The sequence below is a fragment of the Janthinobacterium sp. BJB304 genome (genome assembly GCF_002735765.1).
Classification (GTDB): domain Bacteria; phylum Pseudomonadota; class Gammaproteobacteria; order Burkholderiales; family Burkholderiaceae_D; genus Janthinobacterium.
Map to the genome: position 1 here is coordinate 123,611 of NZ_PDZN01000007.1, position 21,308 is coordinate 144,918.

The window sequence follows — 21,308 nt, forward strand, 5'->3', positions numbered from 1 at the left end:
TACCAGTGACCAAATAAGTCAATGGTCACAAATTAGTGCAAAACTATGGCGACAGGCTGCGCAGCACCAGGCTGGACAGTTGCAGCACCGCCGTTTCGCTGCTGTCGACGCTGTGCTGCAGCAGCAAGGGATTGACGTAGGGGCGCATCACCAGATAGATCGCGCTGGCCGTTTCGTCGAGCGGCGTCTTGCGTTCAAAGTCGCCCGTCTTGCGTCCCTGCCGCAAGATATCCTGCAGCAAGGCGCCCATCGCCAGCTCGTAGGCCTGCACGGCAGGCCAGCGCCCGGTGGCGGCCGAGGCGGCGATGTCGTACAGCTTGCGGTCCTGGAAAAACAGCCGCAAGCTGGCCTCGACGCTGGTCCGGAACATGCGCCGCAGCTGCTCTGGCGGCTGGCCGGCCGCCGCCACCGCGTTTCTCACCTCGGTTTCGATCTGGCGCAGGCAGCTGGCGCAGATATGCTCGCCGATGGCTTGCTTGGACTCGAAGAATTTATAGATATAGGCCTTGGAAAAGCCGATCGCCCTGGCCAGGTCGGAGACCGTCGTCTTTTCATAGCCGTAGCGGCTGAAGTAATCGGTGGCGGCGGCAACGATCTGGTCGCGCACGTCGTGGCCGGCCGGGCCGCGCGCAGGGCTTGGTGTGTCGGGTGTGGTGGAATTCATGGCCACAGCTTAACGCGCCGCGACGGAATGCACAATAAGTGACCAATATGTATTATAGTCACACATTATTTCTTTTTTGAACTGGAAGACCACCATGCCACTGCCACGCCTGCGCCTCCCCTTTCTACTGATCGCCGCCAGCCTGGCCGCCACCGGCTGCACTGCTGGCCTGGACTACCGCCGGCCCGAAGCACCGCTAGCGGCGCAGTATCTGCACCAGGCGGCGCTCGGCGCGCGCCAGGACACGGACGCTGCCGAACTGCGGCAGTGGTGGACAGCGTTCGGCGATCCGCGCCTGACCCGTCTGGTAACGGTGGCGCTGGCGCAAAACCTCGACCTGGAGCAGGCGCAGGCCAGGGTCAGGCAGGCGCGCGCCGCCACCGGGGCGGCAGACGCCGCGCTGCTGCCGTCGGCCAGCATTGGCGGTCAGGCGGCGCGCGCCTACCAGTCGGTGCAAACGCCGCTGGGCAAGGTCTTGAGCGCCACGCCAGGCCATGACCGCGCCGGCAGCGCGCGTGAATTGAACCTGCAGGCGTCGTGGGAACTCGACCTGTTCGGCGGCCTGCGCCGCGAACGTGAGGCGGCGCGCGCCGATTACGAGGCCAGCGAGGCTGGCTGGGCCGCAACGCGCCTGGCCGTGGCGGCGCAAACGGCGGACCTTTACCTGTCCATCCAGGGCCTGCAGGCGCGGCTCGACCTCGCGCGCCGGCAGGTCGACACCGACGCGGCGCTGCTGGAACTCGCCACACTGCTATACGACAAGGGATTGGCGAACGAGCCGGCGCTGCGGCAGGCCGAAGCATCGCTGGCGCAGGCGCGCGCCGCCGTGCCCGGCCTGGACACGGCGCGCGAGGTGGCGCTGCATGCGCTCGACGTGATGCTGGGCGCGGCACCCGGCACCTACGGCGATGAAATGGCCGCCGCCGGCGTGATGGCGCGCGCGCCGCGTATCACGGCCGGCGGCTCGCCAGGCGAACTGCTGCGGCGCCGGCCCGACCTGATCGCCGCCGAGCGGCGCCTCGCCGCGGCCAGCGCGCGCACCGGCGCGGCTGTTGCCGAGTACTACCCGAAATTCAATTTTGGCGCCTTGTTTGGCAGCGCCACGGCCGGCGGCGCCCTGTTCGGCAGCGGCTCCGGCCAGGCCGCCGGCATGCTGGGCCTGCGCTGGCGCCTGTTCGATTTCGGCCGCATCGATGCGCAGATCGAGGCTTCGCGTGGCCAGGAAGCCGAGCTGCTGGCGGCCTACCGGCTCGCCGCGCTGCATGCTGCCGAAGACGTGGAAAACGCCTGCTCGGCTCTGCTGCGCCATGAAGAACAGGCCAATTTACTGGCGCATGGCGTAGAGGCGCTTGAGCGCGCCCGCGACGCTTCGCTGGCAGCCTACGAGAAAGGCGTCACCAGCCGGCTTGATGTACTGCAGGCCGATACGAGGCTGCTGCGTGCAAGGGACGCGCGCACGCAGGCGCAAACGGCGTCGGCGCGCGCGGCAGTCGCCGCGTACCGGGCGCTGGGCGGCGGCTGGCAGGCGCCGCAGGCCGGGGCCGAGGCGGTCGCTGCCAGGTAAATGTGATGGCGGCCCGAGCCACAGCCGCCGTGCCCTCGGTGTTCCACCGCCGTTTGATGCGGGTGGTGGAACAGTATTGCCAATTGAGTAATTTTTCCCCATACTGCCAGGCATTGCCCTTCATTGCCGTCCACTATGCTTATCAGCCTGCGCCCCGTCACCGTCGACAATTTCGACCTCGTCAGCGACTTGCCCCTGTTGCCGCAGCAGCGCGACTACCTGGCCAGCAACGACTATTCCATCGCGCAAGCGAGTTTCCATCCCGCCATCCTGCATACGCGCGCCGTGTATGGCGACGAAGAGGTGATCGGCTTCCTGATGTTCGTCTCGCCCGACGCCGACGACCCGCCCGGCCACTACCAGATCTGGCGCTTCATGATCGACCACCGGCGCCAAGGGCAAGGCCATGGCCGCGCCGCCCTCGCCCTGGCGCTGGCGGAAATCCGCGCCCGCCCGGATGCGCGCAGCATCGAAATCTGCTACAAGCCCGGCAATGCCAACGCGAAACAGTTCTATGCCAGCATGGGTTTCGTGGAAAAAGGCATGGATGCGGATGGCTGCGACATGCTGGCCGTCATTCATCTAGCTTAACTGAGCTGGCCTGACTGCCTGGCGCCGCGCCCGCATCGGCCCTCGCATCGAACGCCAGCCGCGCCGCATCGATGGCGTCGCGGTGGCCGTAGGCCCAGGCGCCCAGCGCGCTGATGGGAATCAATAGCGAACGCCCAAGGTCCGTCAGCGCATAGTCGACGCGCGGCGGCACGGTGGGAAACACCGTGCGCGTGACGAGACCGTCGCGCTCCAGGCCGCGCAGGGTCAAAGTCAGCATGCGCTGCGAAATGCCGCCGATCAGGCGGCGCATCTCGTTGAAGCGCTTGGTGCCATTGCCCAGCAACATCACCACCATCACGCTCCATTTGTCGCCCACGCGGGTCAGGATATCCGTGATCGGGCGGCACGAGTCCGCCACGCCCGCATGGCCGCCATGGTCGCGCATGCGCTTTTCCAGCTCGGCCCCGCGCGCGGCCACCTCGCTCATGGTCACATCCGTGTGCCCCAGTGTGGAAAAAGTGCCTTCTTGTGCGTTCATTTGATAGTCACTATATTTAACCCGGTTACAAAAACATACCACCCGATCATACCATCCAAGAAGGCAACCATGAACATCCTGCATATCGATTCCAGCGTCCTTGGCGAGCATTCCGTCAGCCGCCAACTGAGCGCCGCCATCGCCGCCCGCCTGCAAGCGGCCGCGCCCGGCGCTACCGTCCACTATCGCGACCTGGCCGCCCAGCCCTTGCCGCAATTTACGGCCGCACCCGGTGCCGCCGAGGGGGAAATCCTTGCCGCTGCGCTGGAGCAAGTGCTGGCCGCCGACGTCATCGTCATCGGCGCGCCCATGTACAACTTCGCCATCCCCAGCCAGCTCAAATCGTGGCTCGACGCGCTGGCAGTGCCCGGCAAGACCTTCCAGTACGGCGCCAATGGCCCGGAAGGCTTGCTGGGAGCCAAGCGCGTGATCATCGCCTCGACGCGCGGCGGCTACTACGGCGCCGACACGCCGATGGCCGCCCTGGAACACCAGGAAAGCCATCTGCGCGCCTTCCTCGGCTTCCTCGGCATCAAGCAGATCGAGATCGTGCGCGCCGAAGGCGTCAAGGTCAGCGACGCAGCCAGGGCGCAGGCCATGACGGCGGCCTTCGAGCAGATCGGCGCGCTGCAGGCGGCGTAGGATCAGCTTGATTATCTGGCTGCGGCGGAAACTGTTTCGGCGCAACCAGACTGGGCATGGCGGACAAGAAAGGGCAAGATGCGCTAAGCTGCATCCGCCCCACCACTTTACAAGGACCACCATGACCCTGACCGTCGTCGCCACCATCGATGCCCAACCTCAACATATCGACGCCGTGCGCGCCGCCCTGGAAGCCGTCGTGCCGCCGAGCCGCGCGGAAAGCGGCTGCCTGCGCTACGAACTGCACCTCGACAACAAGATTCCCACGCGCTTCATCATGCTGGAAGAATGGACGAACAACGCGGCCCTGACGGCGCACTACGCGACGCCCCACTTCCATGCACTCGTGGCCGCCACCGAGGGCAAGGTCGTCAAGATCGACGTGGCGGAATTGAGCAAGCTGAAGTAACAAGCGGCGCGCTGCGCAAGCGCGCGGCCATCTTGGCAAGTTGCCATCTATAATATGGCAACTTTTCTTTATGGCCATCATGACTCCATTTTCCTGCCTACGCGGCGCCACAGCGGCAGCCGCCTTGACTCTCTGCGCCGGCGCCTTCGCCCAAGCGCCCCTTCCCCTGACCAAGCTGGTGGGCGAATACAATCTGCTCTCGTCGAAGACCGTGCCGCCCAGTAACTGGGGCTATTCCAAGGGACGCATCTCGGTCAAGCAACTCGATGAGCATCACCTGCTGATCGTCCTGTCCTGCGAGTGGAAACGCGAGCCGAAGGCCGTCTGCGGCGATTATTTCTACGCCCAGCAGCGCGACGATGGCCTGTACCTGCAGGACATGAACACGTTTGCCATGCGCCTGTACTTCGATCCCGCCACGCGCAAGCTCACCATCATTTCGCGCGGCGCCGACGCCAAGCAAAGCGTGCGGCACGAAGTGTTCGGCACGACGACCGAACCGCTGGTCGATACCGCCCTCGTGCGGCGCATGAAGCGCGAGCAATCGAATGCCGACAGCAAGGAAAACCGGCGCGTGTTCGGCCCCTACACCAAGTGGACCTACCAGGAAAACCGCATCGAATTCCAGCGCCAGGACTTGACGGCGCCGTGATGCAACGGCTGAGCCAACCCCTGCGGCGCCAGCTGCTGCGCGTCGCCGGCGTCCTGCTGTGCTCGCCCGTGCTTGCGCGCGCGGCAGACAACGACCTGCCCCGCGCCGTGCGCCAGCGCATCGTGGCCACCCTCGACGCACCGCTGCCCAAGGTGCTCAATGTGCAGCATCTGGCGCTGATACGGCGTTTCAATATCGGCTGGTCGCCCGTGGAAAGCGGCGCGCCCATGCTCAATCCGGCATACCCGCTGGGCAAAGGCGATACGCTGGCACTGGCCATGCAGGCCATCGCCAGCAAGGATGCGGCGCTGGCCGCGCAGCGCCTGATGGAAGCGTCGCAACTGCTGCCCCACTTCATGCAGATGGCCGACCTGAAGCCGGGCAGCTATGCCTACGGCAAGGCGCCGTTCATATTTACCACGCGCCACCTGCAGCTGCTGCGCAAGCAATCATGGCTGTCGCTGGAAATGCTGGGCATGGGCGCGGAAGACTACCTGGCCGAAGGCTACTGGCCCACCCCGTCCGTCGACGGCAAGCGTCCGTATGGCGACTTCACGAACTACCCGGTTGAAATGGCGCAAGCGCTGGGCTTGCCCGTGCGCGAGCAAGCGAACGGCAGCCTGTCCATCACGCCCGCGCTGCAAGCGGAACTGAAAACGCTGCACCAGCAAACCATGCCCGCGCTGCAAGTGTTCGTGCGGGAAGCGGGCTTGCGGCGCAATACCGTCTAGCCGTATCGCCTGCCCCATTGCCCTGCCTTACAGCGCATCAAGCCTGTCCAGCATGGCGCCAGCCTGCTGGCGGAAAGCGGCGACTGTTTCCTCGTCCATTTTTTCCAGCTGACGATACGCCATGCCGATGCGGGGATTGCGCTCCAGCGTGGCCGCGTTGCGGTGGAAAAAATCCCAGTACAGGGCATTGAACGGACAGGCGCGCTCGCCGATGCGCGCCTTCTTGTCGTAATGGCATTCCTTGCAATAATCGCCCATGCGGTCGATATACGCGGCGCTGGAGACATATGGCTTGGTGGGCAGCAGGCCGCCGTCGGCGAACTGGCTCATGCCGACGGTATTGGGCAGTTCCACCCATTCGAAGGCATCGATGTAAATGCCCAGGTACCAGCCGTGGACCCTCGCCGGATCGAGGCCGGCCAGCAGCGCGAAGTTGCCGATTACCATCAGGCGCTGGATGTGGTGCGCGTGCGCCTGTTCCAGCGACTGCGTGATCGCCTGCGACAAACAATGCATCCTCGTCTTGCCGTCCCAGAACCAGGAGGGCAGCGCACGCGCATGGCCAAAGAAATTCTTTTCCGCATAACCGGGCATCTGCGTCCAGTAGACGCCGCGCACATATTCGCGCCAGCCAAGGATCTGGCGGATGAAGCCCTCGACCGCGGCCAGGGGAGCGTGGCCGGCGTGGTAGGCGGCCTGCGCCCTGCCGACGACTTCGCGCGGGTTCAGCATTTTCACGTTCAGCGCGAACGACAGCAGGGAGTGGAACAAGCGCCAGGCCTTGCTGCTCATGGCATCCTGGAAATCGCCAAAATGCGGCAAGGCCCGCTCGATGAAGGCATCGAGCTGCTGCAGCGCCTCGTCCCGGTTCAGCGCCCACGCCAGCCGGTCCGCATGGGGCGCGCCGAAGCTTTTCACGCCGGCGGCGACGATGCTTTCCCATAGACGGGAATGGTCATGCACGGTGCGCGGGTCTTGCGGCTCGGCGGGCGTGCCGCGCCAGGGCTTGCGGTTATCGTGATCGAAATTCCACTGGCCGCCGACGGGTTTTTTCGCGTCTTCCATCAACACCTGATGCGCGCTGCGCATCTGGCGGTAGAAAAACTCCATCAGCCACTGCTTGCGCCCGGCGAAAATATCGGCCGCCTCGTGGCGGGCCGTATAGAAATGCTCGCTGTCGACCATCAGCCAGGGGATGGCCGAGCGCCGTCCGGCCTGGTAGAGCTGCTGGTCGAGGCGCCACTCGTCGGGCGCCTGGTATTCGACGGCGCCGGCGTCATAGTGGCGAATCAGCGCTTCGATATTCTCCGGTATCGAGCGCGTGCTGGCCACGTCGCCGATGGCGATGTAATGCACGGCGTGGCCATCCTCGCGCAGCTGGCGCGCAAAGTCGCGCATGGCAGCGAAGATCGCCAGGATTTTCTGCGCGTGATGCAGCACATAATCGGTTTCTTGCCGCACTTCCATCAAGACGTAGATGGTGGCGTCGTCGACGTCGGTAAACCAGCGGTGCTGCGTATTGAGCTGGTCACCGAGGATCAGGCGCAAGGTGGGCTTCGCTGTCATCTTGGTCCTGTATTAATTGACATAGTAAAACGGCGCCAGCCCGTCAAAAGGAATGATCTCCAGCGTGCCGCCCGAGGCGCTCAAGGCGGCAAGGCAATCGCCCATGACGTCGAGCAGGGGCAGGCCGCCAGTAGTGACGTGGTAGTCCGCCATGGAAGTGACCCGTGGGCCGATAGCTTCGCCCCACGGCGGCCGGCTGGCAAGGTCATTGAAATCCCACACCACCTGCCCCGGCGGCAAGACGGCGAGGCCAGCCTGCAGGTCCCGCCACTCGGCGCAGGCCGCAGCGGCATCGGCGGCGTCCAGGCGCCCCCGGCACAGCTTGAGCATGATGCAGGGAAAGCGCGCGCCCCACTCGCCCCCCTCCAGGCGCACGGCCACGGTGGACAGCAGCGAATGCAGCAGCACCTCGTAGCCGATGTCGCCAAGCGTGTCGCCATGCCTGAATGCGATAGTCACAATCGTCGTCCTGTAGGCTGCCGCTTAGCCTTGCGGAACAGGCACGGGCTGCGGCAACGGGGCCGGAACGGGCTCCGGCACGGCCTTGCCATGCGCTTCCTGCCCGCCCTCTTCCGCCGGCACGGCCAGCGGCGCGGGCGGCGCGCCTTCCTGCAGCAGATCGCCCGGCTCTTCGACCGGCTCATCCTGCGGTTCCTCGACAGGTTCCACATGGCGCAGCGGCGGCGGTGGCTTGCCGCCGGGGAAGATGGCGTCGCGCGACAGCTTGCCCGTGTCGAGCGCCGTCTTGAAGAAGTCGCCCACCACCAGCACGGCGTTGTGGCCGCCCTGGCCCCAGTAATTGCTGCGCATGGTGACGCGCGCGTCGTTGAAACCGACCCAGGCGCCGCCGACGAGTTGCGGGTGCATCAGGATGAACCAGCCGTCCGCATTGTTTTGCGTGGTGCCGCTCTTGCCGGCCACGTCGGAACGGATGCCGAAGCGGCTGCGGATGGCCGTGCCCGTGCCGCGGTCGATGACGCCGCGCATCATGTCCGTCAGGGTGGCGGCCGATTCGGCCTGCATGGCGCGCTTGGGCTTGTCTTCGCCGAAGCGGGCGATGACTTTGCCTTCGCGGTCGGTGATGTGCGTGACGACGAACGGCAAACGGGCCTCGCCCTGGGCCGCGATGCTGGCGTAGGCGTTGACCATTTCCAATAAGGTGACGGGACTGGTGCCCAGCGCCAAGGACGGCACTTTTTCCAGCTTGCTGTCGCGGATGCCGAGCGCGCGCGCCAGCTTGATGATCGGCGGCAAGCCGACGTCCTGCATCACTTGCGCCGTGATCGTGTTCTTTGAATAAACAAGGCCGTCGCGCATGGTCATGTCGCGGCCCGTCGTGCCGCTCATGTCCGTCGGGCGCCATTTCGTGCCGTCGGCCGCCTTGATGTCCATCACGGCATCGCGGTAGACGTGCTCAGGGCTTAAGCCCTTTTCCAGCGCCGCGCCGTACACGATGGGTTTGAAGGTGGAACCGGGCTGGCGCGCCGCCTGCGACACGTGGTCGAACTGTTCGCGTGCAAAGTCGCGGCTGCCCACCCAGGCGCGCACGGCGCCCGTGGCCGGGTCCATGGCCGCAAAGCCCGCTTCCAGCCGTGTCTTCGACTTGCGCAGGGCCGCCATGAAGGCGCGGTCGCCCTTCAGCTGCGCCAGCGCCGCTTCGGGCGTGCCGCCGGCCGCCGTCAGCTTGCGGTAGTCGCCCGACTCGCGCACGAAGGCGTCCAGCAGCGCCGGATGCGATTTCCAGAAATAATCGAAGGGCACGGTGCCGCCCTGCATGCCCGCGTACATGCCCGTCGACGTGGACGACGGCACGCCGGCGCGGCTCCATTCCACGTCGGCGATCGCCTGCAAGGCATTCGCCTGGCGCTCGACGGCGCGCTCGGCCGCCTGCTGCAAGTCGTAGTCGAGCGTGGTGTGCACCACCAGCGCATCGAGTTCCAGGTTGTAGTCGTTCTCGTCGGCCCACTCGATCAGCCATTTGCGCACATAGGCCGTGAAATGGCTGTCCGACTGCGCCCGCTCGCTCTGGCGCTCGAAATGCAGGCGCAGCGGTCGCTTGATCAGCTGCTTGTAGCGCGCCTCGTCGATGACGTCGTGCTTGCGCATCTGGCCCAGCACCACGTTGCGCCGCTGCAGGGAGCGTTCGGGATTGCCGACGGGATTGTAGTAATTCGTGCCCTTGAGCATGCCGACCAGGGTGGCGCTTTCCAGGATGTCGAGACGCGAGGCGGGTTTGTCGAAATAGGTGCGGGCCGCCATTTCGATGCCGTAGGTGTTGTACAGGAAAGGAACCGTGTTCAGGTAGGCTTCCAGGATTTCCGTCTTGCTGTAGGTGGCCTCGATTTTCAGGGCCGTGATCAATTCCTTGAGCTTGCGGTTCAGGTTGCGCGAGCGGCCGATTTCCTCCGGGAACATATTGCGCGCCAGCTGCTGCGTGATGGTGGAACCGCCTTGCGGGTTGCCCCCTGCCGTATGCAGGATGGCGCCGGCCGTGCGCGTGAAGTCGATGCCGTGGTGTTCATAGAAACGGTGGTCTTCCGTCGAGATCAGCGCACTGATCACGTTCGGCGAAATCTGCTTTAACGTGACCCGCTCCTGCAAGCCCTGGTCGAAGCGGGCCAGTTCCTTGCCATCGGCGCTGACCATGGTGGTCGGCGCGGCCGCGCGCGCCTGGCGCAGGTCGTGGATGCTCGGTGTCAGGGGAATCAGCAACAGCATGTACAGGATCACCAGCGCCAGCAGGGCCAGAAACGACCATAAGGCCAGCACCAGCGCGCGCCGCACGGGCGGCAAGGTCATCAAGTGCGCGTGGCCGCGCCGGTACAGCGCCACTGCCTTGACCCATGCCACTCCGGCCACGCGCACTGCCTGCGCGCGCGCCCGTATGAACGCCTGCCGTGCTTTTTCCTGAAACTGCTCCATGCCTGATGCCATGCTTGTAACCTTGTCTGATGCCGGGAAATCCGTTTCAGCAAGTATATAGGGCGGGCAACAAAGCGGGCCGGAATTTACGCCAGGCAAGCATCGAGGCGCGCCAAGGTGACGCCGACATACGCGCCCACGCAGCGCCCGTCATGCGTCGCAAACGGGTTTTCCAGCTGCAGCAGGCCGCAATCGCAGACGACGGGATCGACCTGGGTGACGACGCCGAGCGCCAGGTAGCGCCAGCCATCGAGGCGTACCAGGCGCTTTTCCCGGCCAGGATTGGCGCGGAAAATGGCATCCCAGTCGTCGATTTCGCTGGCCATGGGCCACAGTTCGAGCTGGACTTGCGTGCCGGCGGCCAGTTGCCCGCCACCGAACTCGTCCATCACGTGCAGGCGCTGGCCGCCCACCTCGATGACGGCTTCCAGGTACTCGCCCTCGGTGGCGATGAAGGTGGCGACGACGATGCTGGCCGTCACTTCTGCGCCTGCTCCAGCAGGGCCGGCAATTCTTTCAGCATGGCTTCGCGCGTACGCAAGCCCGCCGATGGCAAGCCCTTCTGCTCATCCTGCACCAGGCGCGCGAACACGATGCTGCGCCCGCCCTTGCTGGCCCATCCCACGAACCAGCCGTAGCCATGCGCTTCGTCGAAGCTGCCGTCAGGCTTGCGCGGGAAGGCGGCGCCCGTCTTGCCATGCACTTGCCAGCCGCCCACGTCCGCCAGGCGCGTCAGGCGTCGCGTCTGCTCCATCGCCTGTTTCGTGACGGGCAATTGATCGTTGACCAGCTTGCGCAAGAAACCCAGCTGTTCCAGCGGAGATATCTTCAGCGAAGAGCTGATCCACGAGCGCTCCAGGCTGTTGTCCTTGCCCGGGTCGCCCGACACATCCGCATTGCCATAGCGCAATGCCTTGGCATATTTCTGGAAGCGCTCGGCGCCCAGCGCCTGTGTGATCTGCTGCGAATACCAGACGACCGAATACTGCATCCAGCGCGACGGGTCCGTATCCTGGCGCCACGCTTCGCCACCCCAGTCCACATAGCCCTGGCGGAATGGCAAGCTGGGCTTGTGCTCGTCCTTGAGGAAGCCGGCGTCATAGCCCATCAGGCTGAGCGCGATCTTGAACGTGGACGCGGGGGTAACGCGGTCGATGCAATTGCCCTCCTGCAGCAGGACGGCGCCTGTCTTGGCATCGGCCATGGCGGTGCAGATGGTGGCGGAATGAGCTTGCGAGCCGGCCAGGACGGCGCCTGTCAGGCCGAGGACAAACTGGAACAATGCGCGATATTTCATGGGCCTCCGGGGCTGAGGGAGAATGACAAAGCGAAATTGTACCGGGCGGCGCGACGCGATGCCAGCGCTGATGCAGTGCATGCGCATTAGCGCCCCGCCGGCGCGCCCGGCTGGCGTTCCCGCTTCAAATGTTCCTCTTCCAGCTCGTCCATGCCCAGCTTCTCCTCGTCGATCAGCGCATGCTCGCGCCGCTCGCGCTCCAGTTCCTCTTCCAGGCTGTCTTCGCCCGGCTCCTGCGTGATGTTCTCCGGCATGCGGTCTTCCTCCACGGTGGTTGAGTGAAAAGCTCAGGCAAGCTGGCCCGCCTGTGCCACGGCATCGTGCGGATGCAGGCTTTCCATATGCCGTACGGTAACACGCGCCTGCGCATGATGCGGCGCCAGCGCCGCCTGCACGCGGCGGGCCGCGTCTTCCACATACATCAGATTAGCACCATTCAAGCGCGCAAACGCCTGTTCGTCGGCCCGTTTCACGGCCGTCTGCAAGGGTGTCGCCAGCGCCGCTTCCACCAGGTCGATCAGGGGAAACAAGTCCAGCTCCGCCTGCTGCGTCAATGGCACGGTCACCGTCGCCGTGCTGCGCTGGCTGTGCGGCGTGGCCAGGCTCGCGTGTTCCTGCAGCCAGTCGCTGGCGGCTGCGCCGTCGATGCCGCCTTTACCGAACTGCGCCGCAAAGGCCTCGGCCAGCAATTGCCGCGCCAGCGCCGCCGAGCACGGACAGGTCGACGAATAGCCGATCTCCACCGTCAGGGACAGGGCAAAACCTTGCGGAGAAACACTGGCATGCAGGCGCACGGGATACGATTTCCATCCCGCCAGCCCAGCCGTCAGCAGCGCCGGCTGGCGCCGCAGCACGGGAAACGCCAGCGCGATGCGCGCCTGCGTGCTGCCGCAGTCGGCGTGACTGTCCACCATGCGCCGCAGCACGGCGGCCAGGGCGCCCGCATCGAGCGGCTGCGCGGCGGCAAACGCGTCGAGCAGCAGATACAGGCGCGACATATGGATACCCTTCACGCGCGGATCGGGCAGATCGACGTGCACGTCGGCCCAGGCATGCACTTGCTGCGCCTGCCCGCCCTCTTCCAGCCACAGCGGCAAGGCGATGCCCTGCATACCGACCCATTCCAATGGCAAGGGGTGACCAAGATGGGGGCCGGCCGCCACGTCGGGCAGGGGCGAAGAAAGGGAATCGCGCTTCATGATCAAGGCTCCATATGCAAACAAGTTGCATATCATGGAGAAAAATCGCCGTATTTGCAAGTATCTTGCATTAATGCGGCAAATGATTTATCTTGACTCGCTAACACATGTCAGATAATGTTGACACATGACAGATACAAATACACCCCGTCCCACCGGCGAGCGCTTGCTGGCCATGCTGGCGGCGCTCGACAATCCGCACCGGCTGCGCATCATCGCGGCGCTGGCCAGCGGCGGGCGCAACTACATCAGCCAGCTGGCGCGCGACCTGGGCATCAGCCGGCCCCTACTGCATTTGCACCTGCAAAAGCTGGAACACGCGGGACTCGTCACCAGCCAGCTGGAACTGTCGCATGACGGCAAGGCCCTTAATTACTTCGAGGCCAGCCCATTTGAATTGCTGCTGACGCCGGCCAGCATCGCCGCCGCGGCGTCCTCGCTCACTCCCAATGCCGATTAATCCTGAACTGTAGAGGTCATCATGTCTGAAAATATCTTTTTCGCCGCCTTCTTCTTCCCCTGCACGGCCGCCGTCATCATCTTCGCCTTCAAATATACGTCCGGTATCGTGCAGGCGCGCGCCCGGCTGGCGCAGGACGGCGCCTACCAGGAACTGGCCAGGTCCATGGCCGCCGCGCAGGCGGAAACGGCAGCGTCGCTGGCCGTATTGAACGCCTCCGTGGCGCAGATCCAGGCGCGCCTGGGCAGCCTGGAGACCATCCTCAAGGAAGTCGAGTAAACCCTGACGCTGCCAACCCACAAGCAGGAGAGCACCATGAATACCGTATCGACCGCCCGTCTGTATGCGCTGCGCGCCATGTATCTGCTGGTTGTCCTGGGGCTGGGCAGCGTGCTGTGGCCCGGCGTCGTCACGCCGCACGCGCCGTGGGAACTGGCGCGGGGCACCGTCAACTGCATGCTGGCCGCGTTTTCGCTGCTATGTTTGCTGGGCTTGCGCTATCCGCTGCAGATGCTGCCCCTGCTGCTGTGGGAGGCGCTGTGGAAGACCATCTGGCTGCTGCTCGTGCCGCTGCCGCAATGGCTGAACGGCCAGATCGATCCCGCCACCGCGGCAACCGCGTTTGAATGCGCGTTCGTGGTGCTGGTCTACCTGGCCATTCCGTGGCGCCATGTGCATGCGCACTACATCGTCAAGCCGGCCACGCCGTGGCGCCAGCTCAGGCAGCCTTGCGAAACGTCAAATTGATGCGCTGCGCGCCCAGCACCGCGTGCTCGCCCTCCTTCAGCGGCGCCACGCCGTGGAAGCGCAGGCGGTCGGCGCCGCCCCACACCACCACGTCGCCATGCAGCAGCGCGATGCGGGCCGCCTTGTCGCTGCGCTCGGCGCCGCCGAACAAAAAGGTGGCGGGCAAACCGAGCGAGACGGAAACGATGGGCGCGTTGAAATCGCATTCGTCGCGGTCCTGGTGCAGGGTCATGCGCGCGCCGGGCGCATAGCGGTTGACCAGGCAGGCGTCGGGCGTGAAGCCCGGATAGCCGGCCGCCAGCGCCGCCTGCTGCGCCAGGCGCAGGAACACGGGCGGCATGGGCGGCCAGGGCAAACCGCTGGCGGGATCGAGCCGCGCATAGCGGTAGCCGCGCCCATCCGTGACCCAGCCCAGGGGGCCGCAATTGCTCATGGCTACGGACATGCGCAAACCGCCCGGCGTGGCCATGTGGCGCAGGGGCGCGGACAGCACGATGGCGTCCAGCGCCGGCAGCAGCTCGGGCAGATACGGCAGCGCAAAACGGCGCAGCAGGACCGACGCGGACGAGCCAGGCACCAGCGGCACCGGTCCGGCCGGGACGTCGTCCTCATCGGCAAACAGGGACAGGTTCATGCCGCCTATTTTAGCCGTATTACACAAAAAGCCCCCATGGTGCGCTACAGTAGCGCTTCCAGCCACTACCACCCGCCTCCACGATGGATCATTACGCCGATTTGCTGCAAACCCTGGCGCAGCAGGAAGAATCCCTGCAATTCGAACGCTTCGACAACGACGCGGCGCTGGCCGTGGGCCTGTGGATCGTCGAGGAAGTGCGCAAGCGGGGCAAGGCCGTCACCGTCAACATCACGCGCAACGGCCAGGTGCTGTTCCACCACGCCATGACGGGCGCCACGGCGGACCAGGCGGACTGGATACGCCGCAAAAACAACACGGTGCAGCGCTTTTGCCGCAGCTCCTACTACATGGGCATCTCGTATAAAAGCCGGGGCAGCACCTTCGAAGACGTGAAGTACCTCGATGACATCGAGTACGCGGGCCACGGCGGCGCGTTTCCCCTGCTGATACGCGGCGTGGGACTGGTCGGCACGGTCACCGTGTCCGGCCTGGCGCAGGCGGACGATCACGCGCTGGTGGTGGCGGCCCTGCAGGCGCAGCTGGACAAATAGTCAGGCGTCCAGCGCCCGGCGCAAGGCGGCGCGCGCCAGCAAGCGCGTGGAATCGAGCGTCGGCAGCGGCGAATTGGCGTCGCCGATGATCAGCGGGATTTCCGTGCAGCCAAGGATGACGGCGTCGCAGCCCTGCTCACGCAAGCCGGCGATGACGGCCTGGAAGCGGGTGACGCTTTTCGGCCGGATCACGCCCGGCACCAGTTCTTCCATGATGATGCGGTTGATTTCGCTGCGCTCGTCTTCGCCCGGCCGCACACAATCGATGCCGCGCGCGGCCAGCCTGTCCGGATACACGGCGCTGTCGACCAGCCAGCGCGTGCCCGTCAATCCCACGCGCTGGTAGCCGCGCGCGGCCGCCTCGCTGGCCACCACATCGGCGATATGCAGCCAGGGCAGCGGCGAGCGAGGTGCCACCAGCGCGAATGCCTGGTGGATGGTGTTGTCGGGGCAGATCAAGAAATCGGCGCCCGCCGCGGCAAGCTTGTGCGCCGACGCCAGCATCAGTTCGGCCACGCCGGCCAGGTCGCCCGCATTCAGGCAAGCCACATAGCGCGCCAGCGGCGGCGTGTGCAGCGTGACTTCCGGATGTTCATACGCTCCCAGCGCATGCGCGCCCTCTTCGCAAATCGTGCGGTAGCACAGGGCCGCGCCTTCGGCCGAGCAGCCGACGATGCCGATATGTTTGCTCATGATCTTCCTCCTGGATTAAATACGCTGGCCGCCGTCGATGGGAATTTCCGCGCCCGTGATGTACGAGGCGCGCTCGCTGCACAGGAACTCCACCAGATCCGCCACTTCGGCCGTCGTGCCCAGGCGGCGCAGGGGGATTTGCGTGTCGACGATGTGCGAGGTGCCCGGCGACAGAATCGCCGTGTCGATCTCGCCCGGCGCGATGGCATTCACGCGCACGTTCAGCGGCGCCATGTCGTTGGCCATTTCGCGCGTCAGCGACGCCAGCGCCGCCTTCGAGCTGGCGTAGGCGGAGCCGGCGAACGGGTGCACGCGGTAGCCGGCGATCGAGCACAGGTTCACGACGGCGCCGTGCGCATTCGACAATTCCTGCGCAAAGCCGCGCGTCAGGGCCAGCGGCGCAAAGAAATTCGTGTTGTACATCTCCTGCCACGTCTGCATGTCGGTGGTCAGCGAATTGACGCGCGAGCCGCCCGGCCCCTTCGGCGACACGCCCGCGTTGTTCACCAGCGCGTGCAATTTAGAGTCGCCCAGCATGGGACGCAGGGTGTCGACCATCTGCCCGATCTGGCTCAGGTCCGACAGATCCATGCACACATGCGTGTTGTGCTCCTGGCTGCGCGGGCAGCCGCCCGGAATCGGGCTGCGCGAGACGGTGATCACGCGCCAGCCCAGGCTGCGGAAGCGCTCGGCCACGGCGTGGCCGATGCCGCGGCTGGCGCCCGTGACGATGGCCGTTTTCTGTTCAATCTTCTGTTCAGTCTTGTGCGTGTTCTGCGTCATGTGCTTCCTTGTCTAGTTGTGTTGCGCCGGCGTGGATGCGCTCCTGGCGCATCACATACGCCAGCATCTGCGTGCCGCCGTCGAGAATGTCCTGTTCGATGGCGCGCCGCGCAGCCGCCCCGTCGCGCTGGCGCAGCGCGGCGATGATGGCGTGGTGGTGGCCGACGCGCATGTCGGGCGAAAAGCTGGCGTAGCCGGCGGCGATCAGGGGCGCCGTCTGCATCCACAGGTGGTCGACGAAGCGTTTTAACGTCGGCATGCCGGCCGCCTGCGCCAGGCCCAGGTGAAACGCCTGGTTGCATTGCAGGGCCGCCGGCAAGTCGTGCCGCGCAATCGCCTCTTCGTTCGCCTGCAGCAGGCGCTCCAGGTCGGCCAGGGTGGCGTCGTCGATGCGCTGCGCCGCCTCGAACGCGCCCAGCCCTTCCAGTTCCAGCCGCAGCGCGCGGATTTCCAGGTAGCGCGCCACGCTGAGCACGGGCACGCGGAAATCGCGCAGCGAGCGCAGCACCAGCGCCTCTTCCTGCACCAGTTGCAGCATCGCGTCGCGCACGGGCGTCACGCTGGTACCGAGCTGCAGCGCCAGCTCGCGGATGCGCAGGCGGTCATTCGGCTGGAAACGCCCGGCCGCCAGCGCGTCGCGCAGCATGGCGTACACGGACTTGCCCAGGTTGACGTGCTGCAGAGTGTCCAATTGCTGATTCATGCGTGTTTTTGATCTTTTAAAATTATGATGCATCATACATCAATGTGAAAAACAGTGTTTTCCAGACGTGCGCTGCGGACAGGAAACAAGGAAACACCGCAAGCACGTACAATCAGCCGCCACCGCATCGAAAGGAGCGCTCTTGAACTGGGATTATCCGCACGCCCACATCCTGCCCGTCACGCCCGAACCGGGCGACATCGACGGCTTGCAGCACACCAACAACGCCGTCTACGTGCACTGGTGCGAGCATATCGCCTGGCACCACTCGGCCACACTGGGGCTGGACCTCGACGATTACCGGCGCCTGGACCGTGCCATGGCGATCCGCCGCGGCGAATACGACTACCTGCTGCCGACGCGGGCCGGCGAAGCGCTGACCCTGGCCACCTGGCTGTGCGCCAGCGATGGGCGTTCCAGCATGGAACGGCGCTTCCAGCTGATCCGCGACAGCGACGGCGCCACCGTCGTGCGCGGACGCTGGGACTTGATCTGCATCGAATTGAGCAGCGGCCGCGCGCGCCGCCTGCCGCCCGAGTTCCTGGCCGTGTACGAACCGGCCATCGTCGCGGCGGCCGCGTCAAGCGTCGCCCGGGCTGCCGTTTTGCGCGCCGTTCGGCGAAGATGCGGGGCTTTTCTTGCGCCTCCGCAGTGCAACATGCATTTCGCTCCTGATTTGCCCGTGCATGCTTTAGAATCAGCGACCTCAGCCCCGTAAAAACAGGATAAAACATATGACGGCAGTCGGGAATACCGAACCACAAGAGCTCAAGCGCGGCCTGAAAAGCCGCCACATCCAGCTCATCGCCCTGGGCGGCGCCATCGGCACCGGCCTGTTTCTGGGCATCGCGCAAACAATCAAGATGGCCGGCCCTTCCGTGCTGCTCGGCTATGGCATTGCCGGCGTCATCGCCTTTTTGATCATGCGCCAGCTGGGCGAGATGGTGGTCGACGAACCCGTCGCCGGCTCCTTCAGCTATTTCGCCGACAAATACTGCGGCCACCTGCCCGGCTTCCTGTCGGGCTGGAATTACTGGGTACTGTATGTGCTCGTCAGCATGGCCGAGCTGACGGCCGTCGGCATCTACGTGCAGTACTGGTGGCCCGGCGTGCCGACCTGGGTTTCGGCGCTGATCTTCTTTTGCGCCATCAACGCCATCAGTTTGCTCAATGTCAAAGCGTTTGGCGAGATGGAATTCTGGTTCGCCATCATCAAGGTGGTCGCCATCATCGGCATGATCGTCTTCGGCGCGTATCTGCTCGCTTCCGGCGACGCGGGGCCGCAGGCGTCCGTGGCCAACCTGTGGCAGCACGGCGGCTTTTTCCCGAATGGCTGGCAGGGGCTGGTGATGGCCATGGCCGTCATCATGTTCTCGTTCGGCGGCCTGGAGCTGGTAGGCATCACGGCGGCCGAGGCGGATGATCCGAGCACGACGATTCCGCGCGCCACCAACCAGGCCATCTACCGTATCCTGATCTTTTACATCGGCGCGCTCGGCATCCTGCTGTCGCTGTACCCGTGGCAAAACGTCGTCACCGGCGGCAGCCCTTTTGTCCTGATCTTCCATGCGCTCGACAGCAACCTGGTGGCCACGGCCCTGAACGTGGTGGTGCTGACGGCGGCACTCTCCGTCTACAACAGCGGCGTGTACTGCAACACGCGCATGCTGTTCGGCCTGGCCAAGCAAGGCAATGCGCCGCGCGCGCTGCTGCACCTGAACCGCCGCGGCGTGCCGCTGGTGGCGCTGGGCGTGTCCGCGCTGGCGACGGGCGCCTGCGTGGTGGTCAATTACTTCATGCCGGGCGAAGCGTTCGAAGTGCTGATGGGCCTTGTCGTGTCGGCGCTGATCATCAACTGGGCCATGATCAGCTGGATCCATTTGCGTTTCCGCGCGCAAAAGAAGGCCGAGGGCAAGACGACCCTGTTCCAGAGCCTGGGCTACCCGTTCACCAACTACCTGTGCCTGGTGTTCCTGGCCGGCATCCTGGTGATCATGTACCTGACGCCGGGCCTGCGCATCTCCGTCTACCTGATTCCCGTGTGGCTGGCCGCGCTGGGCGTCGGCTACTGGATCAAGCAAAACAAGGCCAAGGCATAGGCTGTTTTGCGCCGCATCCAGCCAAGCAACAAGCAAACAAAAAGCCCGTCTTCGCAGACGGGCTTTTTGCATGGACGCGCGGTCATGTCTACGCGACGGCGGCTCCGCCCTCTTCCGGCTGTGCATCGGTTCGCCACATGCTGACGGTCTGGCCCGCATACGATTGCAGCAGCACATCGTCGCTCAAGGTCAGCATCGCCTGCTGGCGCTGCTCCGCCTTCTTCTCGGGCGTCATGCCGAGCTCTCCGGTCCGGTACGGTCCCAGCACGGGCAGCAAATCGCGCAGCACGGAATAATTGCCTGGTATGGTCTTGTCCGATTCCAGCTTGGCCAGGAAATACTTCATGACATGCTCGGACTGCTTGCCCTCCTGCCGCAAGCTCGCCTTCACCATCTTGCCATCCTTGTAGGCCACCTGCGCATCGCTGCTGGCCGTATCCTCGATCTGATGATACGTATAGTTCTGCGATTCCGTGCTGTCCGTCAGGCGCAGCGGCACGCCGGGGACGAGGGTCTCATGGAAGCTGGCGCTCAGCTTCGATTGCTGCTGCTGCCTGACTGACCGCTCGTCCTGGCTGGCGCCGGCCTGCAGCGTCTTTTGCGACACTTCATAATTGTAGCCATCCTTTTCCGAACTGCGCATGGGATTGCTGAATTTCACGGCCTGCGATACGGAGGCGCTGAAATCGGCCAGCCCCGTCAGGATGGACTTGTCCTCGGCCGCCAGGCGCCACTTGCCCGTCTCGGGTGTGTCCGTGGCCGCTTGCGGCGCGGCGGTATTGCTGTGCAAGGCCGTAAAGCTATCCTTGAGCATGGCCACCAGGCCCGCGTCGCCGTGGCCGCGCGACGCCGCCTGGTCGAACTGCTTCATGTAGCTGCCCAGCGCCTTGGCTTGCCGTTCGCGGCTGCCCAGGGTATTGAGTTGGCTGGCGTCGACCTTCAGGTCCAGGCTGCCGGCCTCGCCGCTGAAGCTGACCTTGCGCTGCGCGCCATCGGCCTGGAAATCCAGGGTTTGCACGCCCTCTATCTCGCCGCGCACCTTGACTTCCGCATGCAGTTTCACCGATGCCAGCAACTGCTGGTCGAACTGCATCAAGCCTTCCAGCTTGATTTTCGGCGTATCCCGTCCCATGCCATCGATGGCGTCCTGAAAACCCTTCGCCAGGTCGCCCAGGGCGCTGGCTTCAGCGTCGCTGAGGTCGCCACTGGTCGTCATGCTCACGGCCAGGCCGTCGCCCTGGCTGTCGAGTGACAGCTTGACTTCCACGCCGCTTTTGGTCGTGATGCTGAGGGTAACCTTGTCTTCGCCATTGCCATGCAGGCTGCCCGGCGCGATGCCGGACGCCGCATAGACATTCGGCGTGGTGCTCGGCGGCGGCTGCCGCATCGCCTGCGAGAAATTGTAGTTGCCCAGCTTGGCCTGCCCCAGCATGGCCGCGCCCAGGCCGCTGAAGCGGCCGCCAAACGCATGCGAAGAGAAACTCTTTGTCATCGCCTCGCTCACCTTGTTGCGGGTCGCGCTTTCCCATATCGTCGGCGAAGGCAGCAGCTGCGCGACGGCTTGCGTCGCCCCGATGTCAACAATGGAGGACGGACTCGGCGCCGGAGACGGCGTGGCATCCGCCTTGGTGGCAGCGGCATTGGGCGCGCGTGAGGGACTTGGATTCCAGCTCGGGATCGAGGAGACGGAGGTCATGGGTCTTATGCCTTGCTAAACGAAGGTGGGTGGTTAGGTAAAGTATGCATAACTTTCATTTTTTGATAACTGGTAGCCGTCGAGTACTGCCATGTTTTCTCAGAGCAAGGGATGGGTCGCATCTCAAGCGCTAAGCAGACACTGCTATAACGACGTGAAATGTGAAATCATGAGCGCAAAGGAGCATGAAAATTTTTCATTCT

Annotated in this window: 26 protein-coding genes; 12 read left to right on the forward strand and 14 right to left on the reverse strand. The window is 64.8% G+C overall.

Annotated elements, in window-relative coordinates:
* Window positions 1-43 precede the first annotated feature (43 nt).
* On the reverse strand, window positions 44-664 hold the full coding sequence (locus CSQ95_RS10420) for a TetR/AcrR family transcriptional regulator (protein WP_099409438.1): 621 nt from the start codon (window positions 662-664) through the stop codon (window positions 44-46).
* 94 nt (window positions 665-758) lie between these two features.
* Between CSQ95_RS10420 and CSQ95_RS10425 the strand changes: the two genes are divergently transcribed.
* Both CSQ95_RS10425 and CSQ95_RS10430 read left to right on the forward strand, forming a co-directional pair.
* The gene (locus CSQ95_RS10425; RefSeq protein ID WP_099409439.1) at window positions 759-2,228 is read left to right on the forward strand and encodes an efflux transporter outer membrane subunit; all 1,470 of its coding nucleotides are present in this window, start codon (window positions 759-761) and stop codon (window positions 2,226-2,228) included.
* A gap of 135 nt (window positions 2,229-2,363) precedes the next feature.
* A complete protein-coding gene (locus CSQ95_RS10430; protein WP_099409440.1) occupies window positions 2,364-2,819 on the forward strand; it encodes a GNAT family N-acetyltransferase in 456 nt (151 codons plus the stop codon).
* Here CSQ95_RS10430 and CSQ95_RS10435 read toward each other — a convergent pair.
* On the reverse strand, window positions 2,803-3,225 hold the full coding sequence (locus CSQ95_RS10435; protein WP_099409546.1) for a helix-turn-helix domain-containing protein: 423 nt from the start codon (window positions 3,223-3,225) through the stop codon (window positions 2,803-2,805). The genes CSQ95_RS10430 and CSQ95_RS10435 overlap by 17 nt on opposite strands.
* Before the next feature lie 162 nt (window positions 3,226-3,387).
* Here CSQ95_RS10435 and CSQ95_RS10440 point away from each other — a divergent pair, with 162 nt between their 5' ends.
* The 4 genes from CSQ95_RS10440 to CSQ95_RS10455 all read left to right on the forward strand — a co-directional run bounded on the left by CSQ95_RS10440 (window position 3,388) and on the right by CSQ95_RS10455 (window position 5,752).
* Window positions 3,388-3,960, forward strand: coding sequence for an FMN-dependent NADH-azoreductase (locus CSQ95_RS10440; protein WP_099409441.1), 573 nt, complete (start codon window positions 3,388-3,390; stop codon window positions 3,958-3,960).
* A 121-nt stretch (window positions 3,961-4,081) separates the two neighbouring features.
* Window positions 4,082-4,369 (forward strand): putative quinol monooxygenase, encoded by a 288-nt coding sequence (locus CSQ95_RS10445; RefSeq protein ID WP_099409442.1) that lies wholly within the window; start codon window positions 4,082-4,084, stop codon window positions 4,367-4,369.
* 124 nt (window positions 4,370-4,493) lie between these two features.
* Window positions 4,494-5,021 (forward strand): hypothetical protein, encoded by a 528-nt coding sequence (locus CSQ95_RS10450; protein WP_230502814.1) that lies wholly within the window; start codon window positions 4,494-4,496, stop codon window positions 5,019-5,021.
* On the forward strand, window positions 5,021-5,752 hold the full coding sequence (locus CSQ95_RS10455; protein ID WP_099409443.1) for a hypothetical protein: 732 nt from the start codon (window positions 5,021-5,023) through the stop codon (window positions 5,750-5,752). Before CSQ95_RS10450 ends, CSQ95_RS10455 begins: the two co-directional genes overlap by 1 nt.
* A gap of 27 nt (window positions 5,753-5,779) precedes the next feature.
* Here the strand turns inward: CSQ95_RS10455 and CSQ95_RS10460 are convergent, their stop codons facing one another.
* From CSQ95_RS10460 to folE2, 7 genes are all read right to left on the reverse strand, one after another.
* On the reverse strand, window positions 5,780-7,318 hold the full coding sequence (locus CSQ95_RS10460) for a cryptochrome/photolyase family protein (RefSeq protein WP_099409444.1): 1,539 nt from the start codon (window positions 7,316-7,318) through the stop codon (window positions 5,780-5,782).
* 12 nt (window positions 7,319-7,330) lie between these two features.
* Complete coding sequence (locus CSQ95_RS10465; protein ID WP_180279017.1) at window positions 7,331-7,777, reverse strand: Imm70 family immunity protein; 447 nt, start codon at window positions 7,775-7,777, stop codon at window positions 7,331-7,333.
* Between the two features lie 24 nt (window positions 7,778-7,801).
* Window positions 7,802-10,252, reverse strand: coding sequence for a penicillin-binding protein 1A (locus tag CSQ95_RS10470; protein ID WP_099409446.1), 2,451 nt, complete (start codon window positions 10,250-10,252; stop codon window positions 7,802-7,804).
* A gap of 74 nt (window positions 10,253-10,326) precedes the next feature.
* Complete coding sequence (locus CSQ95_RS10475) at window positions 10,327-10,722, reverse strand: hypothetical protein (RefSeq protein WP_099409447.1); 396 nt, start codon at window positions 10,720-10,722, stop codon at window positions 10,327-10,329.
* Window positions 10,719-11,537 (reverse strand): class D beta-lactamase, encoded by an 819-nt coding sequence (gene blaOXA, locus CSQ95_RS10480; protein ID WP_099409448.1) that lies wholly within the window; start codon window positions 11,535-11,537, stop codon window positions 10,719-10,721. Before blaOXA ends, CSQ95_RS10475 begins: the two co-directional genes overlap by 4 nt.
* 86 nt (window positions 11,538-11,623) lie before the next feature.
* Window positions 11,624-11,791, reverse strand: coding sequence for a hypothetical protein (locus CSQ95_RS29665; RefSeq protein WP_175445233.1), 168 nt, complete (start codon window positions 11,789-11,791; stop codon window positions 11,624-11,626).
* Window positions 11,792-11,824: 33 nt separating this feature from the next.
* A complete protein-coding gene (folE2, locus tag CSQ95_RS10485; protein WP_218963600.1) occupies window positions 11,825-12,736 on the reverse strand; it encodes a GTP cyclohydrolase FolE2 in 912 nt (303 codons plus the stop codon).
* Window positions 12,737-12,863: 127 nt separating this feature from the next.
* Here folE2 and CSQ95_RS10490 point away from each other — a divergent pair, with 127 nt between their 5' ends.
* Genes CSQ95_RS10490 through CSQ95_RS10500 form a run of 3 tightly spaced genes read left to right on the forward strand, consistent with a single transcriptional unit; the run spans window position 12,864 to window position 13,943 of the window.
* Entirely contained in the window at window positions 12,864-13,196 is a 333-nt protein-coding gene (locus tag CSQ95_RS10490; RefSeq protein ID WP_099409449.1) for a winged helix-turn-helix domain-containing protein, read from the forward strand.
* A 21-nt stretch (window positions 13,197-13,217) separates the two neighbouring features.
* Window positions 13,218-13,475 carry a hypothetical protein gene (locus CSQ95_RS10495; RefSeq protein WP_070291483.1) on the forward strand — a complete coding sequence of 86 codons (258 nt, stop codon included), beginning with the start codon at window positions 13,218-13,220 and terminating at the stop codon, window positions 13,473-13,475.
* A gap of 36 nt (window positions 13,476-13,511) precedes the next feature.
* The gene (locus CSQ95_RS10500) at window positions 13,512-13,943 is read left to right on the forward strand and encodes a hypothetical protein (RefSeq protein ID WP_180279018.1); all 432 of its coding nucleotides are present in this window, start codon (window positions 13,512-13,514) and stop codon (window positions 13,941-13,943) included.
* Here CSQ95_RS10500 and alkB read toward each other — a convergent pair.
* Window positions 13,915-14,577, reverse strand: coding sequence for a DNA oxidative demethylase AlkB (alkB, locus tag CSQ95_RS10505; protein ID WP_099409450.1), 663 nt, complete (start codon window positions 14,575-14,577; stop codon window positions 13,915-13,917). The two genes, CSQ95_RS10500 and alkB, sit on opposite strands and share 29 nt — an antisense overlap.
* 83 nt (window positions 14,578-14,660) lie before the next feature.
* On the opposite strand from alkB, the gene CSQ95_RS10510 reads away from it, so the two are divergent.
* Window positions 14,661-15,131, forward strand: coding sequence for a heme-degrading domain-containing protein (locus CSQ95_RS10510; protein ID WP_099409451.1), 471 nt, complete (start codon window positions 14,661-14,663; stop codon window positions 15,129-15,131).
* On the opposite strand, the gene CSQ95_RS10515 is transcribed toward CSQ95_RS10510, so the two are convergent.
* From CSQ95_RS10515 to CSQ95_RS10525, 3 genes are read right to left on the reverse strand one after another with little or no spacing between them, the layout of a single operon-like run.
* Complete coding sequence (locus tag CSQ95_RS10515) at window positions 15,132-15,824, reverse strand: aspartate/glutamate racemase family protein (protein WP_070218513.1); 693 nt, start codon at window positions 15,822-15,824, stop codon at window positions 15,132-15,134.
* Between the two features lie 15 nt (window positions 15,825-15,839).
* Window positions 15,840-16,607 carry an SDR family NAD(P)-dependent oxidoreductase gene (locus CSQ95_RS10520; RefSeq protein WP_083287408.1) on the reverse strand — a complete coding sequence of 256 codons (768 nt, stop codon included), beginning with the start codon at window positions 16,605-16,607 and terminating at the stop codon, window positions 15,840-15,842.
* Window positions 16,582-17,310, reverse strand: a complete 729-nt coding sequence (locus tag CSQ95_RS10525) for a GntR family transcriptional regulator (RefSeq protein WP_099409452.1) — start codon at window positions 17,308-17,310, stop codon at window positions 16,582-16,584. Before CSQ95_RS10525 ends, CSQ95_RS10520 begins: the two co-directional genes overlap by 26 nt.
* Before the next feature lie 142 nt (window positions 17,311-17,452).
* Between CSQ95_RS10525 and CSQ95_RS10530 the strand changes: the two genes are divergently transcribed.
* Both CSQ95_RS10530 and CSQ95_RS10535 read left to right on the forward strand, forming a co-directional pair.
* Window positions 17,453-18,028 carry a thioesterase family protein gene (locus CSQ95_RS10530; RefSeq protein ID WP_099409453.1) on the forward strand — a complete coding sequence of 192 codons (576 nt, stop codon included), beginning with the start codon at window positions 17,453-17,455 and terminating at the stop codon, window positions 18,026-18,028.
* 16 nt (window positions 18,029-18,044) lie between these two features.
* Entirely contained in the window at window positions 18,045-19,409 is a 1,365-nt protein-coding gene (locus CSQ95_RS10535; protein WP_070291489.1) for an amino acid permease, read from the forward strand.
* An 88-nt stretch (window positions 19,410-19,497) separates the two neighbouring features.
* Here the strand turns inward: CSQ95_RS10535 and CSQ95_RS10540 are convergent, their stop codons facing one another.
* Window positions 19,498-21,105, reverse strand: coding sequence for a hypothetical protein (locus CSQ95_RS10540; RefSeq protein WP_143449936.1), 1,608 nt, complete (start codon window positions 21,103-21,105; stop codon window positions 19,498-19,500).
* Window positions 21,106-21,308: the final 203 nt, after the last annotated feature.

Coding starts and splice junctions, on each gene's coding strand:
- CSQ95_RS10420 (WP_099409438.1), bottom strand. CDS start 664: ATGAATTCCACCACACCCGACACACCAAGCCCTGCGCGCGGCCCGGCC.
- CSQ95_RS10425 (WP_099409439.1), top strand. CDS start 759: ATGCCACTGCCACGCCTGCGCCTCCCCTTTCTACTGATCGCCGCCAGC.
- CSQ95_RS10430 (WP_099409440.1), top strand. CDS start 2,364: ATGCTTATCAGCCTGCGCCCCGTCACCGTCGACAATTTCGACCTCGTC.
- CSQ95_RS10435 (WP_099409546.1), bottom strand. CDS start 3,225: ATGCGCGACCATGGCGGCCATGCGGGCGTGGCGGACTCGTGCCGCCCG.
- CSQ95_RS10440 (WP_099409441.1), top strand. CDS start 3,388: ATGAACATCCTGCATATCGATTCCAGCGTCCTTGGCGAGCATTCCGTC.
- CSQ95_RS10445 (WP_099409442.1), top strand. CDS start 4,082: ATGACCCTGACCGTCGTCGCCACCATCGATGCCCAACCTCAACATATC.
- CSQ95_RS10455 (WP_099409443.1), top strand. CDS start 5,021: ATGCAACGGCTGAGCCAACCCCTGCGGCGCCAGCTGCTGCGCGTCGCC.
- CSQ95_RS10460 (WP_099409444.1), bottom strand. CDS start 7,318: ATGACAGCGAAGCCCACCTTGCGCCTGATCCTCGGTGACCAGCTCAAT.
- CSQ95_RS10470 (WP_099409446.1), bottom strand. CDS start 10,252: ATGGCATCAGGCATGGAGCAGTTTCAGGAAAAAGCACGGCAGGCGTTC.
- blaOXA (WP_099409448.1), bottom strand. CDS start 11,537: ATGAAATATCGCGCATTGTTCCAGTTTGTCCTCGGCCTGACAGGCGCC.
- CSQ95_RS29665 (WP_175445233.1), bottom strand. CDS start 11,791: ATGCCGGAGAACATCACGCAGGAGCCGGGCGAAGACAGCCTGGAAGAG.
- folE2 (WP_218963600.1), bottom strand. CDS start 12,736: ATGAAGCGCGATTCCCTTTCTTCGCCCCTGCCCGACGTGGCGGCCGGC.
- CSQ95_RS10490 (WP_099409449.1), top strand. CDS start 12,864: ATGACAGATACAAATACACCCCGTCCCACCGGCGAGCGCTTGCTGGCC.
- CSQ95_RS10495 (WP_070291483.1), top strand. CDS start 13,218: ATGTCTGAAAATATCTTTTTCGCCGCCTTCTTCTTCCCCTGCACGGCC.
- CSQ95_RS10500 (WP_180279018.1), top strand. CDS start 13,512: ATGAATACCGTATCGACCGCCCGTCTGTATGCGCTGCGCGCCATGTAT.
- alkB (WP_099409450.1), bottom strand. CDS start 14,577: ATGAACCTGTCCCTGTTTGCCGATGAGGACGACGTCCCGGCCGGACCG.
- CSQ95_RS10510 (WP_099409451.1), top strand. CDS start 14,661: ATGGATCATTACGCCGATTTGCTGCAAACCCTGGCGCAGCAGGAAGAA.
- CSQ95_RS10515 (WP_070218513.1), bottom strand. CDS start 15,824: ATGAGCAAACATATCGGCATCGTCGGCTGCTCGGCCGAAGGCGCGGCC.
- CSQ95_RS10520 (WP_083287408.1), bottom strand. CDS start 16,607: ATGACGCAGAACACGCACAAGACTGAACAGAAGATTGAACAGAAAACG.
- CSQ95_RS10525 (WP_099409452.1), bottom strand. CDS start 17,310: ATGAATCAGCAATTGGACACTCTGCAGCACGTCAACCTGGGCAAGTCC.
- CSQ95_RS10535 (WP_070291489.1), top strand. CDS start 18,045: ATGACGGCAGTCGGGAATACCGAACCACAAGAGCTCAAGCGCGGCCTG.
- CSQ95_RS10540 (WP_143449936.1), bottom strand. CDS start 21,105: ATGACCTCCGTCTCCTCGATCCCGAGCTGGAATCCAAGTCCCTCACGC.